An 18,425-nucleotide genomic window follows, 5' to 3' on the forward strand; every position below is an offset into this window, starting at 1 on the left:
GCGCCAATTTTTTTAATACAGCGCCGGTTTACTCGCTTTTTTTACTGCCCAAACATCTCTTTTACCCAAGCGGGCGCATCATTACTATTTGTCTGCTGTTCATTTAAATTCAAGTTTGGCTTCAACAATTGTATCCCTAGCTGACATAATGCTTGGGGATCCTCGGTCCATACTGGCAAAATGCGATATCCACCACCTGCGCAGTTAAAACTACCATCGCTATTCACGCGCATCTCAGTAATTCCTTCTGGTGGGCGATTATCCAATGCCAATGGGGTTTGGTTTTCTAAATAACGACGATATAGTTGCAATGCCCCACTTGCACCAGTAAGATTTGTCGGTCCATTATTATCACGACCGGCCCAAGCGATTGCCACTTCCTTACCATCGATACCAGCAAACCAACTATCGCGTAGATCATTCGTTGTTCCCGTTTTACCGGCTAAATGATATTGAGCAAATTTATTCATTAATGAACGAGATGTTCCGCGCTCAACCACTTGTTGCATACCATAAAGTGTTAGATAAGCGGCTTGCGGAGAGACTGCCCGCTCGGCAGATGGATAACTTTGATAAAGCTCATTGCCATCACCATCAATCACAGAGCGCAATGCCGATAAGGACGCTCGATTGCCACCACCACTAATGGTTTGAAACATTTGCGCTGTTTCTACTGGCGTTAAGTTCAACGCCCCTAATAACATAGCGGGCACTTTTTCTATCGCGTCGCTTGGCACGCCAAGACTTACTAGTACTTTACTAACTTGATCCAAGCCAACGCTTAAGCCAATATTTACCGCCGGGATATTCAACGAACTGGCCAAGGCATCAATCAACATGACCTGCCCCCGAAAGCGGCGATCATAATTTTTCGGTTCCCATATTTGGTTATCAAATTTGACACTAATTGGTTCGTCAGGTACCCAGGTATTTAAACGAAAACGATCCGGTTCACTTAATGCGGTAAGATAAGTCGAGGGTTTAGCCAATGAACCAATTGAGCGGCGAGCATTTAACGCTCGGTTAAAACCAGAATATTGTGGTTGCGAGCCGCCGACCATAGCGCGAACTTCACCATTAATACGGTCAACGACGACCATCGCACCTTCAAGATCAGGCAACTTACGTGTTTTACGTAAATCAGCTATTCCCTGCTCGACGGCATTTTCAGCCGCTTGTTGTGAGACCGGATCTAAGGTAGTAAAGATCTTAGCACCGGAAAGATTATTTACTTTATCCCCTAATTTTTCAGCTAATTCTTGCCGAACGAGCTGCATAAAAGCGGGTTGAGGTGTTAAAACACCACTTCTAGATTTCACGCCCAAAGGACGAGCACTCAATATATTATACATTTCATGATCGATAATTTGGCGCGTTTCCAACAGCTTTAACACTAAATTGCGACGCTCAAGGGCCAGTTTAGGGTTACGCCATGGGTTATATAGTGATGCCCCCTTCACCATACCAACTAATAATGCTTGTTGATCAATACTCAGCTCATCGATTGGACGACCAAAATAATAGAGACTAGCAAGAGGAAAGCCCCGAATTTGCTCATCGCCACTTTGGCCTAAATAAACTTCATTTAGATAAAGTTCAAGAATACGTTCTTTGCTATAGCGAGAGTCCATTAAAATCGCCATATAAGCTTCATTGGCTTTACGTATTAACGTTCTTTCATTACTCAAAAATAAGTTTTTAACTAATTGCTGGGTTAACGTACTACCACCCTGAACAGTCTTACCGGCCATTAAATTAGCAATAACCGCACGTCCAATAGAATAAATACTGACGCCATCATGCTCATAAAAATGCCGGTCTTCCGTTTCAAGCAATATTTTGACTAAAGAATCAGGAAAATCTTCTCTCGGCAAGACTAAGCGTTGCTCATTGTTAGCCGATTGCATCATCGTGATAAGTTTTGGATCAAGCCGAAAAAAACCAAATGAACGGCCATTTTCCATATTAGTAATATTAGTGAGGCGAGCTTGTTCAAAACTTAATTTAGCCAAAATCTGTTCTTCTCTTTGATCAGGAAAGGAAAATGGCCGGCGTAACATCTCAATCGTATTATTTTTAACAATATACTCACCAGGTAAAGTGATTTTATTTACCTGACGATATTGCATGCCATCTAATAATCGGATCATCTCTTCTTTACTGTAATTCATCCCTGGTTCAAGATTAACCATTCGACCATAAACAGCTGCCGGTAGATCCCAAACTTTTCCATCAAGACGTTCACTGATTTTCTGATATAAATAGATACCATAAACACCAATTAATAGTGCCAAGACGATGGCAATTTTGACAAACAACCAAAACCAACGCCATCTGTTATTTTTAGCTGGCCGAGACTTATTGTCTTTATTTGCCATTAGTTCTTCTTCCTCGCTGTCATCAATATCTTCATACTCATAATCATAGTTGTCTAAGCGATTATTTTGCTGAGATTTTGATTTTTTACCAGTGGACTTTTTCTTAGATTTGCGCCCAATAGGTTCATAATTATCTTTGTCAAACATGGTATAAAATTAATTTTTATTTACTAGTAATTTATTATTAGCCCAAGATCTTAATCATAACTTACAGATACTTTTTTCATATATCTCATTAAAACAAGATTTTATCATAATTAAATAATCAATATCCGCTACATAGTAGCTTTATATCCTGATGGTGACTGTTATTATCGCTATCCCATTTAATGAACACTATCTATTCACCAATTTATATATAAAAGCAACAATTATTAACTTTTAATGCCAAACATTGTAGCATTATTGTTGTCTTTGGGCGCATCTATCACTACTGGAGTAATTACCAATGTATCGGTTTCCGCCACTAAAATCAGCACAATTAGTAAAGCGTTATAAACGTTTTCTCGCTGATGTTATTACACCATCAGGTAAATTACTAACTATTCATTGTGCCAATACAGGCGCTATGATCGGCTGTGCAACACCTGGAGATACGGTTTGGTACTCAACATCAAATAATTTTAAGCGAAAATATCCCTATAGTTGGGAACTGACACAAACACAAACTGGCGATTGGATTTGTGTTAATACTCATCGAGCAAATGATGTTATTTGTCAATTTGTAGTAGAAAATAAAATTCCGGAATTATCCGATTATGATAACATTAGCCGAGAGGTGAAATATGGCGACGAAAATAGTCGCATCGATCTTCTACTAACCAAAAAACAGCATGTTAATTGCTATATTGAAGTCAAATCAGTCACCTTACTAGAAAACAATATCGGTTATTTTCCTGACGCTGTTACAATCAGAGGGCAAAAACATTTACGTGAACTATCCTTGATAGCTGAACGAGGTGAAAGAGCCGTTTTGTTCTTTGCCGTACTTCATAGTGGTATAAAGAAAATGTCTGTTGCAAGCCATATTGATTCTCATTATGCTGCGCTCTTAAAGCAAGCAACGAATTTTGGTGTTGAAATACTCTGCTATCAGATTAAAATATCAGAAAAAGGGCTATCAATGGATAAAAAAATATCCTTTATTCAATAAACCAAGCTATTATATTCTTTTAGGCAAAATTCGTTTTACTTACAAAAAAGGCAGAGAACACGCGCATCACCCTGATACAGTAAAACGAATTGTAAGAACCATTGCTAAGTATGAAGTGTTCTGTTATTTATAGCGACCTTAGTTTTTCCCCATTGAGGGGTTCTTTATGAAAATTGCGTGTGTAGGAGAAGCATTATGCAAGAAGGGCAAAAACCTAAAACCTCGTCCTTAAGCATTCTCGCCATCGCTGGGGTAGAGCCCTACCAAGAAAAGCCAGGCGAAGAGTACATGAACGAAGCCCAACTCAAACATTTTAGGGTTATTCTCGAAGCATGGCGCAATCAACTCAGAGATGAAGTCGACCGCACTGTAACTCATATGCAAGATGAAGCAGCCAATTTCCCTGATCCCGTTGATAGAGCGGCACAGGAAGAGGAATTTAGCCTTGAGTTACGTAATCGCGATCGCGAACGTAAGTTGATTAAAAAAATCGAGAAGACAATAAAAAAAATTGATGATGAAGATTTTGGTTATTGTGAAAGCTGTGGGGTTGAAATTGGTATCCGCCGCTTAGAAGCTCGCCCAACAGCTGATTTATGTATTGATTGCAAAACATTAGCTGAATTACGTGAAAAACAGATGGCGGGTTAGCCAATAATCTTACACCAATAAAATAAGGTACACAGAAGTGTACCTTATCCTTTTGATAATCAATGAGTAATTCAATAATTACTAACGTTTCACCCTATATTGGACGCTTTGCGCCGTCCCCAACAGGTGATCTGCATTTTGGCTCGTTAGTTACAGCGCTTGGTAGCTACCTACAAGCCAAAAAAAAACAAGGAAAATGGTATGTCAGGATTGATGACATCGATACTGCTAGAGAAGTGCCAGGGGCGGCTTCGCGCATTTTAAAAACGTTAGCGCATTATGGCTTACATTGGGATGGTAAAATCATCTATCAGTCACAACGGCATGATCTTTACCATGACACTTTAGCGCAGCTAAAGCAGTGCTATGACTGCTACTATTGCCGTTGTACACGCCAACGTATTAATGCTATCGGTGGTTATTACGACGCACATTGTCGCAATCTTGGTTTATCTTCTACAGCAGCAGCTTTGAGAATCATACAGTCAAAACCGGTTTATGGTTTTTATGATCAATTACAAGGTGATTATGTAGCGCCTCGCTCTTTGGCTGAAGAAGACTTCATTATTGTGCGAAAAGATAATCTATTTGCTTATAATCTTGTTGTCGTTATTGACGATCATGACCAAGCTATTACCGAAGTTGTTCGTGGCGCTGATCTGATTGCGCCAAGCGTTAGACAAATTTCTCTTCATCACCTTCTCGCTTTTCCGGTACCCGATTATATGCATTTACCTTTAGTATTAAATCGTTTTCATAATAAACTTTCTAAACAAAATCATACCCCGCCGCTGCCGATAAACGATCCGCGGCCTATTTTAATTGATGCACTAAATTTTTTATCGCAACCAACTATTATTAATTGGCAAGACCTTACTACTGAACAATTACTGAACCAAGCTGTACAAAATTGGCAACTTAATAGCATTCAACCAAACGGCAGAATTGTTACAAATTATGATTAATCAGCAATTTTTATCCTACTTAGGCATTCTCAAAAAAAATCCTATAAGATATGATTAATTATTAGTATTTATTTTTTTAACTAGAATCGCATTAGATATCGAGGTGTATTATTTTTACCCGGGTAGCCAATTTCTGTCGTAATTTATTGATACGAGAAGAAAAAAACAATCGAAGTAAACAGAAATCTTATGATAGTTCTGCGACCAACACTAAGTCCAAGACTAAGGTAAAAGCTTTACTAACAAAAAGATATCGGGGTACGAAAACCATTAAAAGTACTCAATTAGCAGATAAATCTATACCTGCCTCTGCTATAAATACTTCAATATCCATAATTCCACGAGATAAGCATCCTATCTCGCGCAGAGACATCAGTGACAATGCACTGAAAGTTCTTTATCGTCTCAATAATGCTGGCTATGAAGCCTATCTGGTCGGTGGTAGTGTCAGAGATTTACTATTAGGTAAAAAACCTAAAGACTTCGACGTTACTACAAATGCGACACCGGAACAAATTCGCAAATTATTTCGTAACTGTCGTTTAGTCGGACGCCGTTTTCGTTTAGCACATATCATGTTTGGTTATGAAATCATCGAAGTCGCTACTTTTCGTGGTTCTCATGAACAAACTGATACTAATAATAAGGACATGGCTCACAAAGCACAAAGTGGTATGTTACTGAGAGATAATATTTTCGGTAACATTGAAGACGATGCCATTCGACGCGACTTTACCATCAATAGCCTATACTACAGAATTAACGATTTTACCCTACGTGATTATGTGGGTGGATTTGAAGATTTAAATAACGGTATGATCCGCTTAATTGGTGATCCCAAAATTCGTTATCGAGAAGATCCCGTTAGGATGCTACGCGCTATTCGATTTGCTTGTAAACTAAATATGCAAATCGATGCCGAAACTGCCAAGCCTATTCCACAACTGGCATATTTGTTAAAAGACATTCCATCGGCACGTCTATTTGAAGAGTCGCTCAAATTACTTCAGACTGGTCAAGGTTATCAAACCTATCAACAATTAAAACGTTATAATCTCTTTCAATCATTATTTCCGCTAGTTGAACGCCACTTCACCGCCAATAATGATTCACCGATGGAGCTTATCATTAATCAGGTGCTGCAAAATACTGATTATCGAATAAAGAATAATAAACGTGTTAATCCGGCATTCTTATTTGCTACCATGTTGTGGTACCCACTGGTAGAACATGCAGAAAGACTTTCTCAGGAAAGTGGTTTACCCTATTACGAAGCCTTTGCTATCGCAATGAATGATATCCTTGATGAGCAATGCCGCTCTATCGCTATCCCTAAACGGCTTACTTCAATAATGCGCGATATTTGGCAGCTACAATTGCGACTACCAAGGCGCCAAGGGAAAAAAGCAGATAAACTACTTGAACATCCAAAATTTCGCGCTGCGTTTGATCTGCTAGAGCTACGCGCCAACGTAGAAAAGCGGCGTGAATTAGAAGAACTGGCTCATTGGTGGGCTGAATTTCAACAAGCCAGTAATAGCCTACAACATGAAATGATCTCGGAGTTAGGTAATATACCAACTCATCGTCGTAATTGGTCGCATCGCCGAAATCATACTAACCGTAAACCGATAAAAAATAACCGAGTTAATTAAAGATGGAGCGTGTTTATATCGCCATTGGCAGCAATCTAAATAATCCTTTACAACAAGTACAAAGTGCTATTAAAGAGTTGCATCAATTACCCAATACCAAGCCGGTTACCGTTTCTTCTTTCTATCATTCTAAACCTATGGGGCCACAAGGGCAACCTGACTATCTGAATGCCGTTATCGCGTTAGATACTGAGTTATTGCCCGCAACCCTGCTTGAACATACCCAATCGATTGAAGCAATGCATGGTAGAACACGTAAAGCTGATCGTTGGGGCCCAAGAACGCTTGATTTGGATATTATGTTATATGGCCAACAAATTATTCAGACAGCACATTTAACTATCCCCCATTATGGCCTTAAAGAACGGGAGTTTATGCTTTATCCTTTAGCTGAAATTGCCCCTAAGCTACACTTTCCAGATGGAGAATTGCTCAGCGATAGGTTGCAGCTGGTTGCTAAAAATGGACTGACTTTATGGTAACTTAGCCAATAATTCAATTGGCGATATGAATTTGTTAATGCTGGAATTTGGCTTACGCTTTAAGCCTCAATAAGTTAGCAGCGAGAACAATAGATGTTGACCACACGCTCCGCCATCAATTGCGCTAACCATCAGCCAAAACTAACAAGTATTATCAGAAAATAACAAAAACTTATCCCAGCAACATAGAAATAATACAGCAGAAGCGCTAAAAAATAGCGCAATTCCTGGTATTTTTAGCGCACTGTATACGAGTAAGTGACTGCTCCCCGCCGTAAACGGCGAGGCTTCCCACTTCTCAGACCGCAACCGTCTTACGACGGATTTACGCTGGTCTCCATGGGCTGAAACGACGTGTCCCGCCGCTTGTAATTCCAATATACCCTTGTGTCGGATATTGATTGCCGCATTGATATCGCGGTCATGTTCAACTCCACATTCAGGGCATTGCCAGATACGCTTATGTAGTGGCATTTCTGACATTTTGTGACCACAGCAATGACAGGTTTTCGTACTGGCAAACCATTGATCCAGTTTTACCAGATGTATGCCTTTTTCTGCGGCTTTATATTCCAGTTTTGTGATAAAACCATGCCAGCTTGCATCACCGATAGCGCGTGCCAGACAGCGGTTTTTCATCATGTTCGCCGATTTCAGTGTCTCTACTATTACCGCTTGGTTTTCGTCAACAATTGCACGAGAGAGTTTGTGTTGAAAATCAGCACGGGCATTCGCTACCCGTTCGTGTACACCTGCAAGCTGTATTCGGGCTTTACGGCGATTAGTACTCCCTTTTTGCTTGCGAGATAAGGCTTTTTGTTTTCGACGTAGGTTATGGCTGGCATTGATAAGGTGGTGCGGATTAGCAATCTTATTGCCGTCTGATTTGATGGCGTAATGACTCAGCTGTCACCGATCATGCAAAACTGATCCACTAACGATCATCTAAAACTGATCCACTTGGTATTATTCGCACATTTTTGTACGGATAATTTATGTTAACCAAGGAGATATTTGTGGATATTCATGTTCGCTTTGCACAAGGACAAAGCCTTCGAAAAATTGCCAGTGAGTTGGGTATATCCCGTAACACCGTAAAACATCATTTACAACAACAGACAATGCCAACTTATGCTAAAAGAAGTCAACAACCGACTAAATTATCCCCCTTTAAACCTTATTTGCTTCAGCGAATTGAACTGGCTAAACCTGATTGGATCCCTGCAACAGTCTTATTTGATGAGGTAGTTGAAAACGGCTATCAAGGTGGTATTGCTCAATTACGCCGATTTGTTTGTCAATTTAAACCAAGCATTGTTCCCGAAGTAGTCGTCCGTTTTGAAACACAGCCAGGTCAACAAATGCAAATCGACTTCACCAGCATCCGGCGAGGTAAAAATCGCTGAAAGCGTTTGTTGCAACGCTAGGCTATTCGCGTGCGAGTTATGTAAAGTTCTTTGATAATGAACGAGCAGAATCGTGGCAGCAAGGTTTAAGAGAAGCTTTCGACTACTTTGGTGGTGTACCACAGGAAGTATTGTGTGATAACGCAAAATCCCTCATCATCGAACGGGATGCTTATGCAGAAGGTGAGCATAAATTACATGTCGAAATGCTTCAAATGTCGAAAGATTACGGGTTTAAATTGAAGGCTTGCAAGCCCTACAGGGCAAAACGAAAGGAAAGTAGAGCGCTTTAACCACTATTTAAAAAACAGCTTTATCGTGCCATTAAACACCGACCTTCGTGCTCATAATCTTGAACTGGATATTGAAATAGCTAATGCAAAAGTGGGTCCATGGTTACAACGCGTTGCCCATCAGCGAATTCATGGAACAACGTTAGAGAAGCCAGCAGATAGATTAGCTAAGGAAGTTAAGTCTCTTCTACCCTTACCAGCAAGGGTTTGCCAATCTATCCCACAGACTAATACGCTTAATATCCCTATCGTACCGCCCCTTGAATCTGTCAGTTTGCAACACTCAATCAGCGTATACGAAGCATTACTGGGAGGTGAACATGTTAGTGCATAAAAAAATTGAACACCTGGGTGAGTCATTGAAATTAAATTCTATTCCGACTCATTGGTCATCACTTGCCGAAAATGCATTGCCCAAGACAAAAGCTACGGAGGTTTTACTGTCCCTGTTAAAATGTGAGCAACAACAACGAGATGAACGAACTCGTAATCTTTTGAGTCGGATGGCAGGATTCCCAGCACATAAAGAACTTAATACGTTCGATTTTAAGTTTGCAACGGGGATCCCCAAACAACATACAGAATTAAGCGCATTAACGTTTATTGAACGTAATGAAAATGTCGTGTTGCTTGGCCCAAGCGGTGTAGGCAAAACGCATTTAGCTATTGGGTTAGGATTAAAAGCAGTACAGGCCAAGAAGAAAACCCGCTTTACCACGGCAGCTGAACTGATGTTGCAACTCTCAACTGCCAAACGACAAAATAAGCTCAAACAATATCTATCACGTTCGGTGATGGCCCCGAAGTTGTTGATTATCGATGAGATTGGATACCTGCCGTTTGGGCGAGAAGAAGCAAACCTGTTTTTCAATGTGATTGCCAAGCGTTATGAGCATGGCAGTGTCATATTGACGAGTAACCTATCATTTGGGCAATGGCCAAGTGCTTTTGCTGATGACGCAACATTAACTGCCGCTATGCTTGATCGTTTACTTCATCATTCGCATGTACTGCAATTAAGCGGTGAAAGCTACCGATTGAAAGATAAGCGGCGCTCAGGAGCAATAACTGAGTAAAACAGTGGATCAATTTTGATTGATCGGATTTAGATAAAAAGTGGATCAGTTTTCGGTGATCGTTGACACTCAGCACTACATCAAGCCCCGTGATATTTGATATCAATACTGGCTTTGCGGGTACTTCTACCCCGTCATCACACAGTAGTGACGCATAGTATTTCCCTGTTGCGCTTCGACTCAGTGTGATGCTTTTCACCTTACCGGTAATCTCTCGGTGAATATTCGCTCTGATAGCCGGGATTTTAGGGATCTTGATAGTGTCGTTGGTGATTTTCAGATTACTGCAATGGTAGCTGGATTGCGCCCCGTGTTTCCGTTTGAATTTCGGGTATTTTGCCCGCTTATCAAAGAAGTTTTTGAAAGCCTGATCCAGATTCTGTAATGCCACCTGTAACGCATTGCTGTCAGCCTGTTTTATCCATCCATAGCGACGGGATTTTTTTGCAATAGGCAACAAAGGCTGAATGTGTTTGATGTTACTCAGAGAAACGCCGTATCGCTTATACCAGTGAGTACGGATATGCAGAGCTTTATTGTACACAAAACGCACCACGCCGAACTGTTTTTCCAGCAATTCAGCCTGTTCTTGCGTTGGATAAATGCGTACTTTTGTTGCTCTATACATAATAAGTGCTCTTATATACAATCAATATAAAATAATCTTCCAAGAAGGTTTTGTAAATGAGTGCTCAAGATAAAACTTTTCCCGATTACCTTCGCCGCCGTCATTCGGTAACGAAACTTGTTGTACACCTGATTTTCTGTACTAAGTACCGACGTAAATTGTTAGACGGTGCAATGATCGCCCAGATACGGGAAGCAATGCACCATGCCGCCAAACGGCTTGAGATAGATATTCTTGAAGTGGATGGAGAAGCGGATCGCATTCATGTTCTGGTGGGATATCCGCCAAAGTTATCGGTTAGTGTTCTGGTAAATAACCTGAAATCGATCAGCAGCAGAATGGTACGACAACAAAATAGTCACCTGATAAAGCAGTCTAATACTGGCGTTCTCTGGTCACGTTCTTACTTCGCCTGTAGTTCTGGCGGTGCAACAATCGAAACACTGAAAACGTATGTAGAATCGCAGAAAACACCTGATTAGCATCCCTTATATCCCGGCCCGCATTGGGCGAGGATTTACGGGGCAATTGTTAAGTTCTTAAACCTTGTCCTTTTTCAATTAAGTACCAAGTTATCGCATATAAGATAACAATAAAAATCACTAATACTGATAAAGTAATCGATATTGCGACATAACTAATACCAAGAAATCCATAACGTAACCCGCTGATCATATAGACGATCGGATTAAGCTTCGATACCATTTGCCAAAACTCTGGCAACAGAGACAAAGAATAAAAAACACCACCTAAATAAGTTAATGGTGTTAAAACAAAGGTAGGAATAATACTAATATCATCAAAGGTTTTGGCAAATATCGCATTCACTAATCCCGCTAATGAGAATAAAATTGCCGTCATTAATACGGTAATAATGACCATCCACCATGAATAAATATGTAATGGAACAAAAAAAAGCGAAACTAGGGTAACCAATAGACCCACCAATATACCTCGAGCAACCCCACCGCCAACAAAACCAATTATGACAATATGGGTAGGAACGGGTGCAACCAACAATTCTTCAATGCTTTTTTGGAATTTTGCCCCAAAAAAAGAGGAGCAAACATTCGCATAAGCGTTTGTGATCACCGACATCATAATCAAGCCTGGAACAATAAACTGCATGTAATTCACACCATCCATATTGCCAATTCTTGCACCAATTAAATTACCAAAGATAATAAAATAGAGTGACATGGTGATCACCGGCGGTAGTAAAGTTTGTACCCAAATACGCGCAAAACGTGTTATTTCTTTGATCCAGATGGTTTTCATCGCCACCCAGTAGAGCTGAATCATCTATTTTCTCCTTGTTTTATCGATAGTGGATGTTGTTTATTCATTAAACCAACAAATAACTCCTCCAAACGATTGACTTTATTACGCATGCTGATTATCTGTATCCCTTGCTCAGCAAATTGGCTAAATAAACCATTCAAACCTTGATTGCGAAGTACATCAACTTCTAAGGTTGAAGTATCCACTAGCCTGAATTTATAACCATCTAATGTAGGAATAGGACTCTTTGGCGCCAGATCAAAAATAAACGTCTCTGACTCCAATTGATTAAGTAGTTTTTTCATACTGGTATTCTCAATCAATTCTCCATATTGAATAATACCAATATTTCGACACAGCATTTCCGCTTCTTCCAAATAATGAGTCGTTAAAATAATGGTGGTGCCTTGCGCGTTTAAGGTCTTCAAAAAACTCCACATTGAACGACGCAATTCAATATCGACCCCTGCGGTTGGTTCGTCCAAAATTAGCAGCTTAGGTTGATGCATTAATGCACGAGCAATCATCAAACGCCGTTTCATGCCTCCGGAGAGGTCTCGTGCAGGCTCGTCGCGTTTATTCCACAAAGCCAGTTGAGAAAGATACATTTCTGCTCTAGATAAGGCTAACGAACGTGGAACGCCATAATAACCCGCTTGATTCAGCACTATCTGTATGACTGTTTCAAATGGATTAAAATTGAATTCTTGAGGTACTAAACCCAACTGGCGTTTTACATTCACCACATCTTTATCAAGATCGTAGCCAAATACTCTCACTTTACCGCTCGTTTTATTGACTAATGAACTGATAATACCAATTGTCGTTGATTTACCTGCACCATTAGGTCCTAATAAGGCATAGAAATCTCCCACCTCAACCTGTAAATCAATTCCGGTTAATGCTTTCACACCACCGGGATAGGTTTTTGTAAGCTGGAGCAGCTCTAAAGCATAAGTCATAAAAAACCTTTCTTATCTATTTTTATTCCACATATGATAATAAATCACACCATTAGTCATCTTTTTTCAATTAAACTATAACTAACAGCGAGTAAATATTAAAAAATAAATTTATGTTGTATATGATTATTATTGCAGTTAACCATAACTAATCCACGTGAATTATGATGAAAAAAATTAAACAGCTGTTTGAAAACAATCTACAGTGGTCAGAATCAGTAACCAAAGAAAATCCCTCTTTTTTTAAAGAATTAGCAAAATTTCAAAATCCACATTTTCTGTGGATAGGCTGCTCTGACAGCCGCGTACCAGCTGAAAAATTAACTAAAGCAGCGCCAGGCGATCTATTTGTCCACCGAAATGTCGCTAATTTGGTGATCCATACTGATTTAAATTGCCTGTCAGTCATCCAATATGCTGTTGACGTACTAAAAGTTGAACACATTATCATCTGTGGTCACTATGGTTGTGGTGGTATTGAAGCCGCAATTGATAACACAGAACGAGGGCTGATTAATAACTGGCTACTGCATGTCCGTGATATTTTGTTTAAACATAGTGCCATCTTAGGTGAGCTTGCACCGCAAGAACGGGCAAATCGCTTATGTGAACTCAATGTTATTGAGCAAGTATATAATCTCGGTCATTCGACAATAATACAATCTGCCTGGCGGCGCAGCCAAAACGTCATTATTCATGGCTGGGTCTATGGTATACAGAATGGCAGACTCAATGATCTTGATGTTACGGCTAATAGCCGTGAACAGCTTGAAATCACCTATCGGCAAGCTATTGCTAAATTAAGCGAGCAAAAATAAGCACCACAAAAAATCGAACTAACGTTCGATTTTTTCATTCAATAAATAACACTAGGCTTAATCGTCTAGTAAAATAACATGCCCAATATAGGATAAATGTCGATATTGCTGTGCATAGTCGATACCATAACCCACAACAAATTCATCTTCTATAGCAAAACCTATCCATTCAACAGGCACCTCTACTTCACGTCGAGAAGGTTTGTCCAATAACGTACAAATTGCCACAGACTTGGGGCCACGTAATTTTAGGATTTTACGCACTTTTTTCAATGTATTACCAGAATCAATGATATCTTCAACAATCAGAACATGCTTGCCACGAATATCTTCATCTAGATCCTTAATAATTTTCACATCGCGAGTTGAAGTCATGCCATTGCCATAACTTGATACCGTCATAAAATCGACTTCATGAGGGATATCAATTTTACGACATAAATCAGCCATAAAAATAAAAGAACCTTTTAACAGACCAACCAACACTAACTCTTCTGGCAATGATTTATAATGTTTAACAATCTCTTTTGCCATCTCATCAATACGTTGTTTAACATCCGCTTCTGAGATCATGACTTCTATAATTTGTTTCATAACTTTAGGCTTTAGGTATTCATGGAAGTAAAACCGTAGATTTTAACATAAGGGCAATAAAGACGCGATAAAATGCCCTCATCCAATATTGATTAACAACATAAAGATAAGAGTTAATATCTTAGCTAACCGAGAAACTAGCCATCATGCCCGTATCTTCATGCTCTAACAAATGACAATGCGCCATATAGGGATGCGCCTGAGTTGCGATATGATCAAACTTTACCAATACCTCACTGATATCACCATCAACTCGCACAGTATCTTTCCAACCTTGTCGGTGAGCAGCCACTGGTTGTCCATTCTCTGTCAAGATCCTAAATTGAGTTCCATGTATATGGAAAGGATGTAACATCATGTCACCACGACCGGATATGATCCAGCGTTCATACTGACCTTTTGCAACATTAAATGCCACTTCCGTCATGGAAAAAGGTCGACCATTAATACTATTGGCATGGAGAAGATCGAATGATTGATTCCTCATCGGCGCTTGCTGATGATTATGCATCGCATGCCCCCATTTTGCTTCATCATATTGCTATGACCATGCATATTCATCCCCGCCAAAGCCTGTTCACCATACTCTTTTCTAAGCGCCATCATACCTTGCATATCTAAACGTGCATCCATCATTAAATGCAATTGACGCTGTTTAATGCCAGTCAAATCAGGCAATGATGCAATAGAAGCTAAACTGTCAGGTAAAAAAGTCGCTCTTGCGTTTAATCCTGGCTCAATGTGCAATACAGCTACGGGTTGATCAAAAGGCGCTATTGTCATCCCCATTTGTTTGACTGGCAAGGTAACAATATCAAACGCTTTACCATTTGAGGCATCAATGAGTACCTCAAAACGTTCAGCACTTATCATCGGTAATTGATCGACTGCAACAGGTTCCTTTAATAGTCCACCATCACTCGCAATAACATACATTTTTCGCCCATCACTAGTTGCCAGGTTTAAACTTCTGGCATTACAGCCATTAAGAAATCGTAAACGTAACCAACCCTTAGGTGCTATATGTTTAGGTAATACTACGCCATTAGTTAACATTGTGTTACCAAACCAACCAACAGCAGCACTCATTACATTAAGTTGATAATCTATCTGCCCTGCGCGATTTAAACGTTTATCCTGCAAAATAACGGGAATATCATCGATACCCCATTGGTTTGGCAATTTTTGTAATTGGCTATGTTCATCTTCAATTAATACTAAACCCGCCAACCCCATGGCAACTTGATAACCGGTTTTGCCATGAGGGTGCGGATGAAACCAACAAGTTGCCTCGGGCTGATTAACGGCAAAATTAACCCTTCTTACCGCATTAGGTTTAATTACCGCATGAGGACCACCATCAACCTCACCGGGGATCTTCAGTCCGTGCCAATGCAATGCGGTAGCCTCGGCTAACTGATTGTAAATATCAATAGAAACACGTTGGCCTGATTTAAGCTTGATAGCTGGACCCAATAAGGATCCGTTGTACCCCCATGTTACAGCGGATTTTGCTGGTAAAAATTGCGTTTTACCTTGAGTAACCCGGATGGTAATTTTGCCATGCTTATCCGGCCATAATAATGCTGGAATAGGTAAACAAGGATATTGCGTTGCAGATAATGCAGCGCGACTCCAAGTTGGTAATAAGCTTACCGATCCCATTGCCGCTGCCAATTTCATAAAATCCCGACGCAACATAGCTTGCTCCTTTATAATTAAATCCTAATAAGATAAGGTAAGGTATAATGTAAAATGGTAGAAAATAGATAATTTCACTAAAATATAGAGGTTCCACTTACTGGAAGGTCAAGCCAATATTTTTTTATGTAATATGACGATATATTTATCTGGTCTTCTGAAAAATAGGTATACTTCATCGTTCTATTGGTATTAATAGAATAAATTGACATTTAAATTATACAACTAACTAAATGCGTAAAATTATTTTTATTTCACATATCGCTCTGATTTTTTGGTTTATTTTTTCAACCAAAGCATCTGCTCTATCAAGCAATGAAACAGAAAATCTTGCTGATTTAACTGCAGTTTATATATTTCTAAAGCATGATTGTGGTTACTCACAAATTCCTGATCGTGAAATTGAAAGAGCAATCCTCTATTTTGCCCAGAGTAATCATTGGGATCTAAGTAATTATGACAAACCTACCATGGCAAAATTAAATGAAGAGCGTTATGATGACTTAAAAAAAATTCCTATCCCCCGTAAAAAGAAATGCCGGGTGCTTGCCGATGATGCTTTAGCATTATTTGCCTATGTAAAATAAATACTTTCTTTCATGCACTCAGATAAGCAATTTCTAACTTATCATTGAAACGAAACAAATTATTAGCTGCGCTTTTTTAACTCTGTTAGAAAGGAAAAGATAAGTATGTCAAAAAAAGAGATTTGGCTCGAAACACTCCACCACAATGTCGGTCAATATTTTACTGTCGATAATATACTGTACCATAATAAAACCACTCACCAAGATCTGATTATTTTTGAGAATGCTGAAATGGGGCGCATAATGGCCCTTGATGGCGTAGTACAAACAACTGAACGAGATGAATTTATTTATCACGAAATGATGACTCATGTCCCTTTATTTGCCCATGGCCACGCTAAAAAAGTACTAATTATTGGAGGTGGTGATGGCGGAATGTTACGTGAAGTATGTCGCCATCAATATTTAGAAAACATCACTATGGTTGAAATTGATGCCAGTGTAGTGGAATTTTGCCACCAATATCTACCCAATCATAATGCAGGCGCTTATAACGATCCCCGTTTTAAATTGGTCATTGATGATGGTGTCAATTTTGTTAAAACCACCCAGCAAAAATTTGATCTGATTATTTCTGATTGCACCGATCCTATCGGACCAGGAGAAGGGCTATTTACCTCAGATTTTTACCAAGGATGTGTCAACTGTCTGAATGAAAATGGCATTTTAGTTGCCCAAAATGGTGTTTGTTTCCTGCAACAAGATGAGGTAATTAATAGTCACCAAAAACTATCTAATTACTTTAAAGATTGCAGCTTTTATCAAGCCGCTATACCGTCTTACTATGGCGGAATGATGACCTTTGCCTGGGCAAGCCAAACAGCAAAATTACGTCAAATACCCTTGAAAATATTGGAAACTCGTTTTAAAAAAGCAGATATTATTTGTCGCTATTATACACCCGAATTACATCTTGCCAGCTTCGCTTTACCACAGTATTTACTGGATTTACTAGCTAAAAAAGCTTAGTTTTACTCAATAGGAGGTGAAAAAATTGCAAAAATTGAAATTACATGGCTTTAATAATTTAACTAAAAGTTTAAGTTTTTGTATATATGATATCTGTTATGCCAAAACAGCAGCAGATCGACATAGTTATCTGGCTTATATTGATGAGCAATATAATGCAACACGCTTGACTGAAATTCTAACTGAAACCTGCTCTATTATTGATGCCAATATCTTGAATATTGCTCGACAAGATTATGACCCTCAAGGTGCCAGCGTTACTATTTTGATTAGCGAAAACTCAATAAATCCCCAAAATGTAGACAACACGGAAAATCCAGGCCCCTTACCTGATTCTATTGTTGCTCATCTCGATAAAAGTCATATTTGTGTTCACACCTACCCAGAAAGTCATCCAGATGATGGTATATGCACTTTTAGAGCAGATATCGAAGTCTCCACTTGTGGTGTGATTTCGCCATTAAAAACGCTTAACTATCTTATTCATCAACTTGAATCAGATATTGTTACTATTGATTATCGGGTTCGTGGATTTACCCGCGATGTTAATGGCATCAAACTCTATATTGATCACGAAATCAATTCCATTCAAAATTATATGCCGGAAGAATTCCAGTCTCAGTATCATATGATAGATGTTAACATTTATCAGGAAAATCTTTTCCATACTAAAATGATGCTAAAAGACTTTGAGCTAAATTTGAATAACTATTTATTTAATACGACCGCAGATCAACTTGCCTTTGAGGAAAAAAAACGGATTACTTATCTGTTAAAAAAAGAGATGCAAGAAATTTATTACGGCCGTAATTTGCCAGAACTGTAA

At 39.3% G+C, this 18,425-nt stretch carries 15 protein-coding genes and 4 pseudogenes; 12 read left to right on the forward strand and 7 right to left on the reverse strand.

Going from position 1 to position 18,425, the window contains the following annotated elements:
• Positions 1-41: 41 nt before the first annotated feature.
• Positions 42-2,525, reverse strand: a complete 2,484-nt coding sequence (gene mrcB / locus ArsFIN_RS17030) for a bifunctional glycosyl transferase/transpeptidase (RefSeq protein WP_026822892.1) — start codon at positions 2,523-2,525, stop codon at positions 42-44.
• Between the two features lie 301 nt (positions 2,526-2,826).
• On the opposite strand from mrcB, the gene sfsA reads away from it, so the two are divergent.
• The 5 genes from sfsA (at position 2,827) to folK (ending at position 7,284) form a co-directional block, all read left to right on the forward strand.
• Entirely contained in the window at positions 2,827-3,531 is a 705-nt protein-coding gene (sfsA, locus tag ArsFIN_RS17035) for a DNA/RNA nuclease SfsA (RefSeq protein WP_026822893.1), read from the forward strand.
• Positions 3,532-3,726: 195 nt separating this feature from the next.
• The gene (gene dksA, locus ArsFIN_RS17040; RefSeq protein ID WP_026822894.1) at positions 3,727-4,182 is read left to right on the forward strand and encodes an RNA polymerase-binding protein DksA; all 456 of its coding nucleotides are present in this window, start codon (positions 3,727-3,729) and stop codon (positions 4,180-4,182) included.
• A gap of 62 nt (positions 4,183-4,244) precedes the next feature.
• Positions 4,245-5,147 (forward strand): tRNA glutamyl-Q(34) synthetase GluQRS, encoded by a 903-nt coding sequence (gene gluQRS / locus ArsFIN_RS17045; RefSeq protein ID WP_026822895.1) that lies wholly within the window; start codon positions 4,245-4,247, stop codon positions 5,145-5,147.
• Positions 5,148-5,446: 299 nt separating this feature from the next.
• Positions 5,447-6,802: a polynucleotide adenylyltransferase PcnB gene (gene pcnB / locus ArsFIN_RS17050; RefSeq protein ID WP_407062041.1), complete on the forward strand. Its 1,356-nt coding sequence runs from the start codon at positions 5,447-5,449 to the stop codon at positions 6,800-6,802.
• Between the two features lie 2 nt (positions 6,803-6,804).
• Positions 6,805-7,284 carry a 2-amino-4-hydroxy-6-hydroxymethyldihydropteridine diphosphokinase gene (folK, locus tag ArsFIN_RS17055; protein WP_026822897.1) on the forward strand — a complete coding sequence of 160 codons (480 nt, stop codon included), beginning with the start codon at positions 6,805-6,807 and terminating at the stop codon, positions 7,282-7,284.
• Positions 7,285-7,596: 312 nt separating this feature from the next.
• On the opposite strand, the pseudogene ArsFIN_RS17060 reads toward folK, so the two are convergent.
• Positions 7,597-8,190: pseudogene (locus tag ArsFIN_RS17060) on the reverse strand (RNA-guided endonuclease InsQ/TnpB family protein); the annotation flags it as partial.
• An 89-nt stretch (positions 8,191-8,279) separates the two neighbouring features.
• Here ArsFIN_RS17060 and istA point away from each other — a divergent pair.
• Positions 8,280-9,317, forward strand: a pseudogene (gene istA, locus ArsFIN_RS17065) (IS21 family transposase).
• Positions 9,304-10,059, forward strand: coding sequence for an IS21-like element helper ATPase IstB (gene istB / locus ArsFIN_RS17070; protein ID WP_135678026.1), 756 nt, complete (start codon positions 9,304-9,306; stop codon positions 10,057-10,059). The pseudogene istA and the gene istB overlap by 14 nt, the downstream one beginning before the upstream one ends.
• 10 nt (positions 10,060-10,069) lie before the next feature.
• Here istB and ArsFIN_RS17075 read toward each other — a convergent pair.
• Positions 10,070-10,687: pseudogene (locus tag ArsFIN_RS17075) on the reverse strand (RNA-guided endonuclease InsQ/TnpB family protein); the annotation flags it as partial.
• A gap of 56 nt (positions 10,688-10,743) precedes the next feature.
• Here ArsFIN_RS17075 and tnpA point away from each other — a divergent pair.
• Positions 10,744-11,169 carry an IS200/IS605 family transposase gene (gene tnpA, locus ArsFIN_RS17080; protein WP_135678028.1) on the forward strand — a complete coding sequence of 142 codons (426 nt, stop codon included), beginning with the start codon at positions 10,744-10,746 and terminating at the stop codon, positions 11,167-11,169.
• Positions 11,170-11,218: 49 nt separating this feature from the next.
• On the opposite strand, the gene ArsFIN_RS17085 is transcribed toward tnpA, so the two are convergent.
• Complete coding sequence (locus ArsFIN_RS17085; protein WP_026822531.1) at positions 11,219-11,989, reverse strand: ABC transporter permease; 771 nt, start codon at positions 11,987-11,989, stop codon at positions 11,219-11,221.
• Positions 11,986-12,930 carry an ABC transporter ATP-binding protein gene (locus ArsFIN_RS17090; RefSeq protein WP_026822530.1) on the reverse strand — a complete coding sequence of 315 codons (945 nt, stop codon included), beginning with the start codon at positions 12,928-12,930 and terminating at the stop codon, positions 11,986-11,988. Before ArsFIN_RS17090 ends, ArsFIN_RS17085 begins: the two co-directional genes overlap by 4 nt.
• 164 nt (positions 12,931-13,094) lie before the next feature.
• Between ArsFIN_RS17090 and can the strand changes: the two genes are divergently transcribed.
• Positions 13,095-13,748: a carbonate dehydratase gene (gene can, locus ArsFIN_RS17095; RefSeq protein ID WP_026822529.1), complete on the forward strand. Its 654-nt coding sequence runs from the start codon at positions 13,095-13,097 to the stop codon at positions 13,746-13,748.
• Between the two features lie 57 nt (positions 13,749-13,805).
• Here can and hpt read toward each other — a convergent pair whose 3' ends face one another.
• A complete protein-coding gene (gene hpt / locus ArsFIN_RS17100) occupies positions 13,806-14,342 on the reverse strand; it encodes a hypoxanthine phosphoribosyltransferase (protein WP_026822528.1) in 537 nt (178 codons plus the stop codon).
• Between the two features lie 121 nt (positions 14,343-14,463).
• A pseudogene (gene cueO / locus ArsFIN_RS17105) lies at positions 14,464-16,043 on the reverse strand (multicopper oxidase CueO).
• 233 nt (positions 16,044-16,276) lie between these two features.
• Here cueO and ArsFIN_RS17110 point away from each other — a divergent pair.
• The 3 genes from ArsFIN_RS17110 to speD all read left to right on the forward strand — a co-directional run bounded on the left by ArsFIN_RS17110 (position 16,277) and on the right by speD (position 18,425).
• Positions 16,277-16,630 carry a YacC family pilotin-like protein gene (locus tag ArsFIN_RS17110; protein WP_026822527.1) on the forward strand — a complete coding sequence of 118 codons (354 nt, stop codon included), beginning with the start codon at positions 16,277-16,279 and terminating at the stop codon, positions 16,628-16,630.
• A gap of 105 nt (positions 16,631-16,735) precedes the next feature.
• Positions 16,736-17,599, forward strand: coding sequence for a polyamine aminopropyltransferase (gene speE, locus ArsFIN_RS17115; protein ID WP_026822526.1), 864 nt, complete (start codon positions 16,736-16,738; stop codon positions 17,597-17,599).
• A gap of 25 nt (positions 17,600-17,624) precedes the next feature.
• Positions 17,625-18,425 (forward strand): adenosylmethionine decarboxylase, encoded by an 801-nt coding sequence (gene speD / locus ArsFIN_RS17120; protein ID WP_026822525.1) that lies wholly within the window; start codon positions 17,625-17,627, stop codon positions 18,423-18,425.

Source organism: Arsenophonus nasoniae (assembly GCF_004768525.1).
Lineage (GTDB): Bacteria > Pseudomonadota > Gammaproteobacteria > Enterobacterales > Enterobacteriaceae > Arsenophonus > Arsenophonus nasoniae.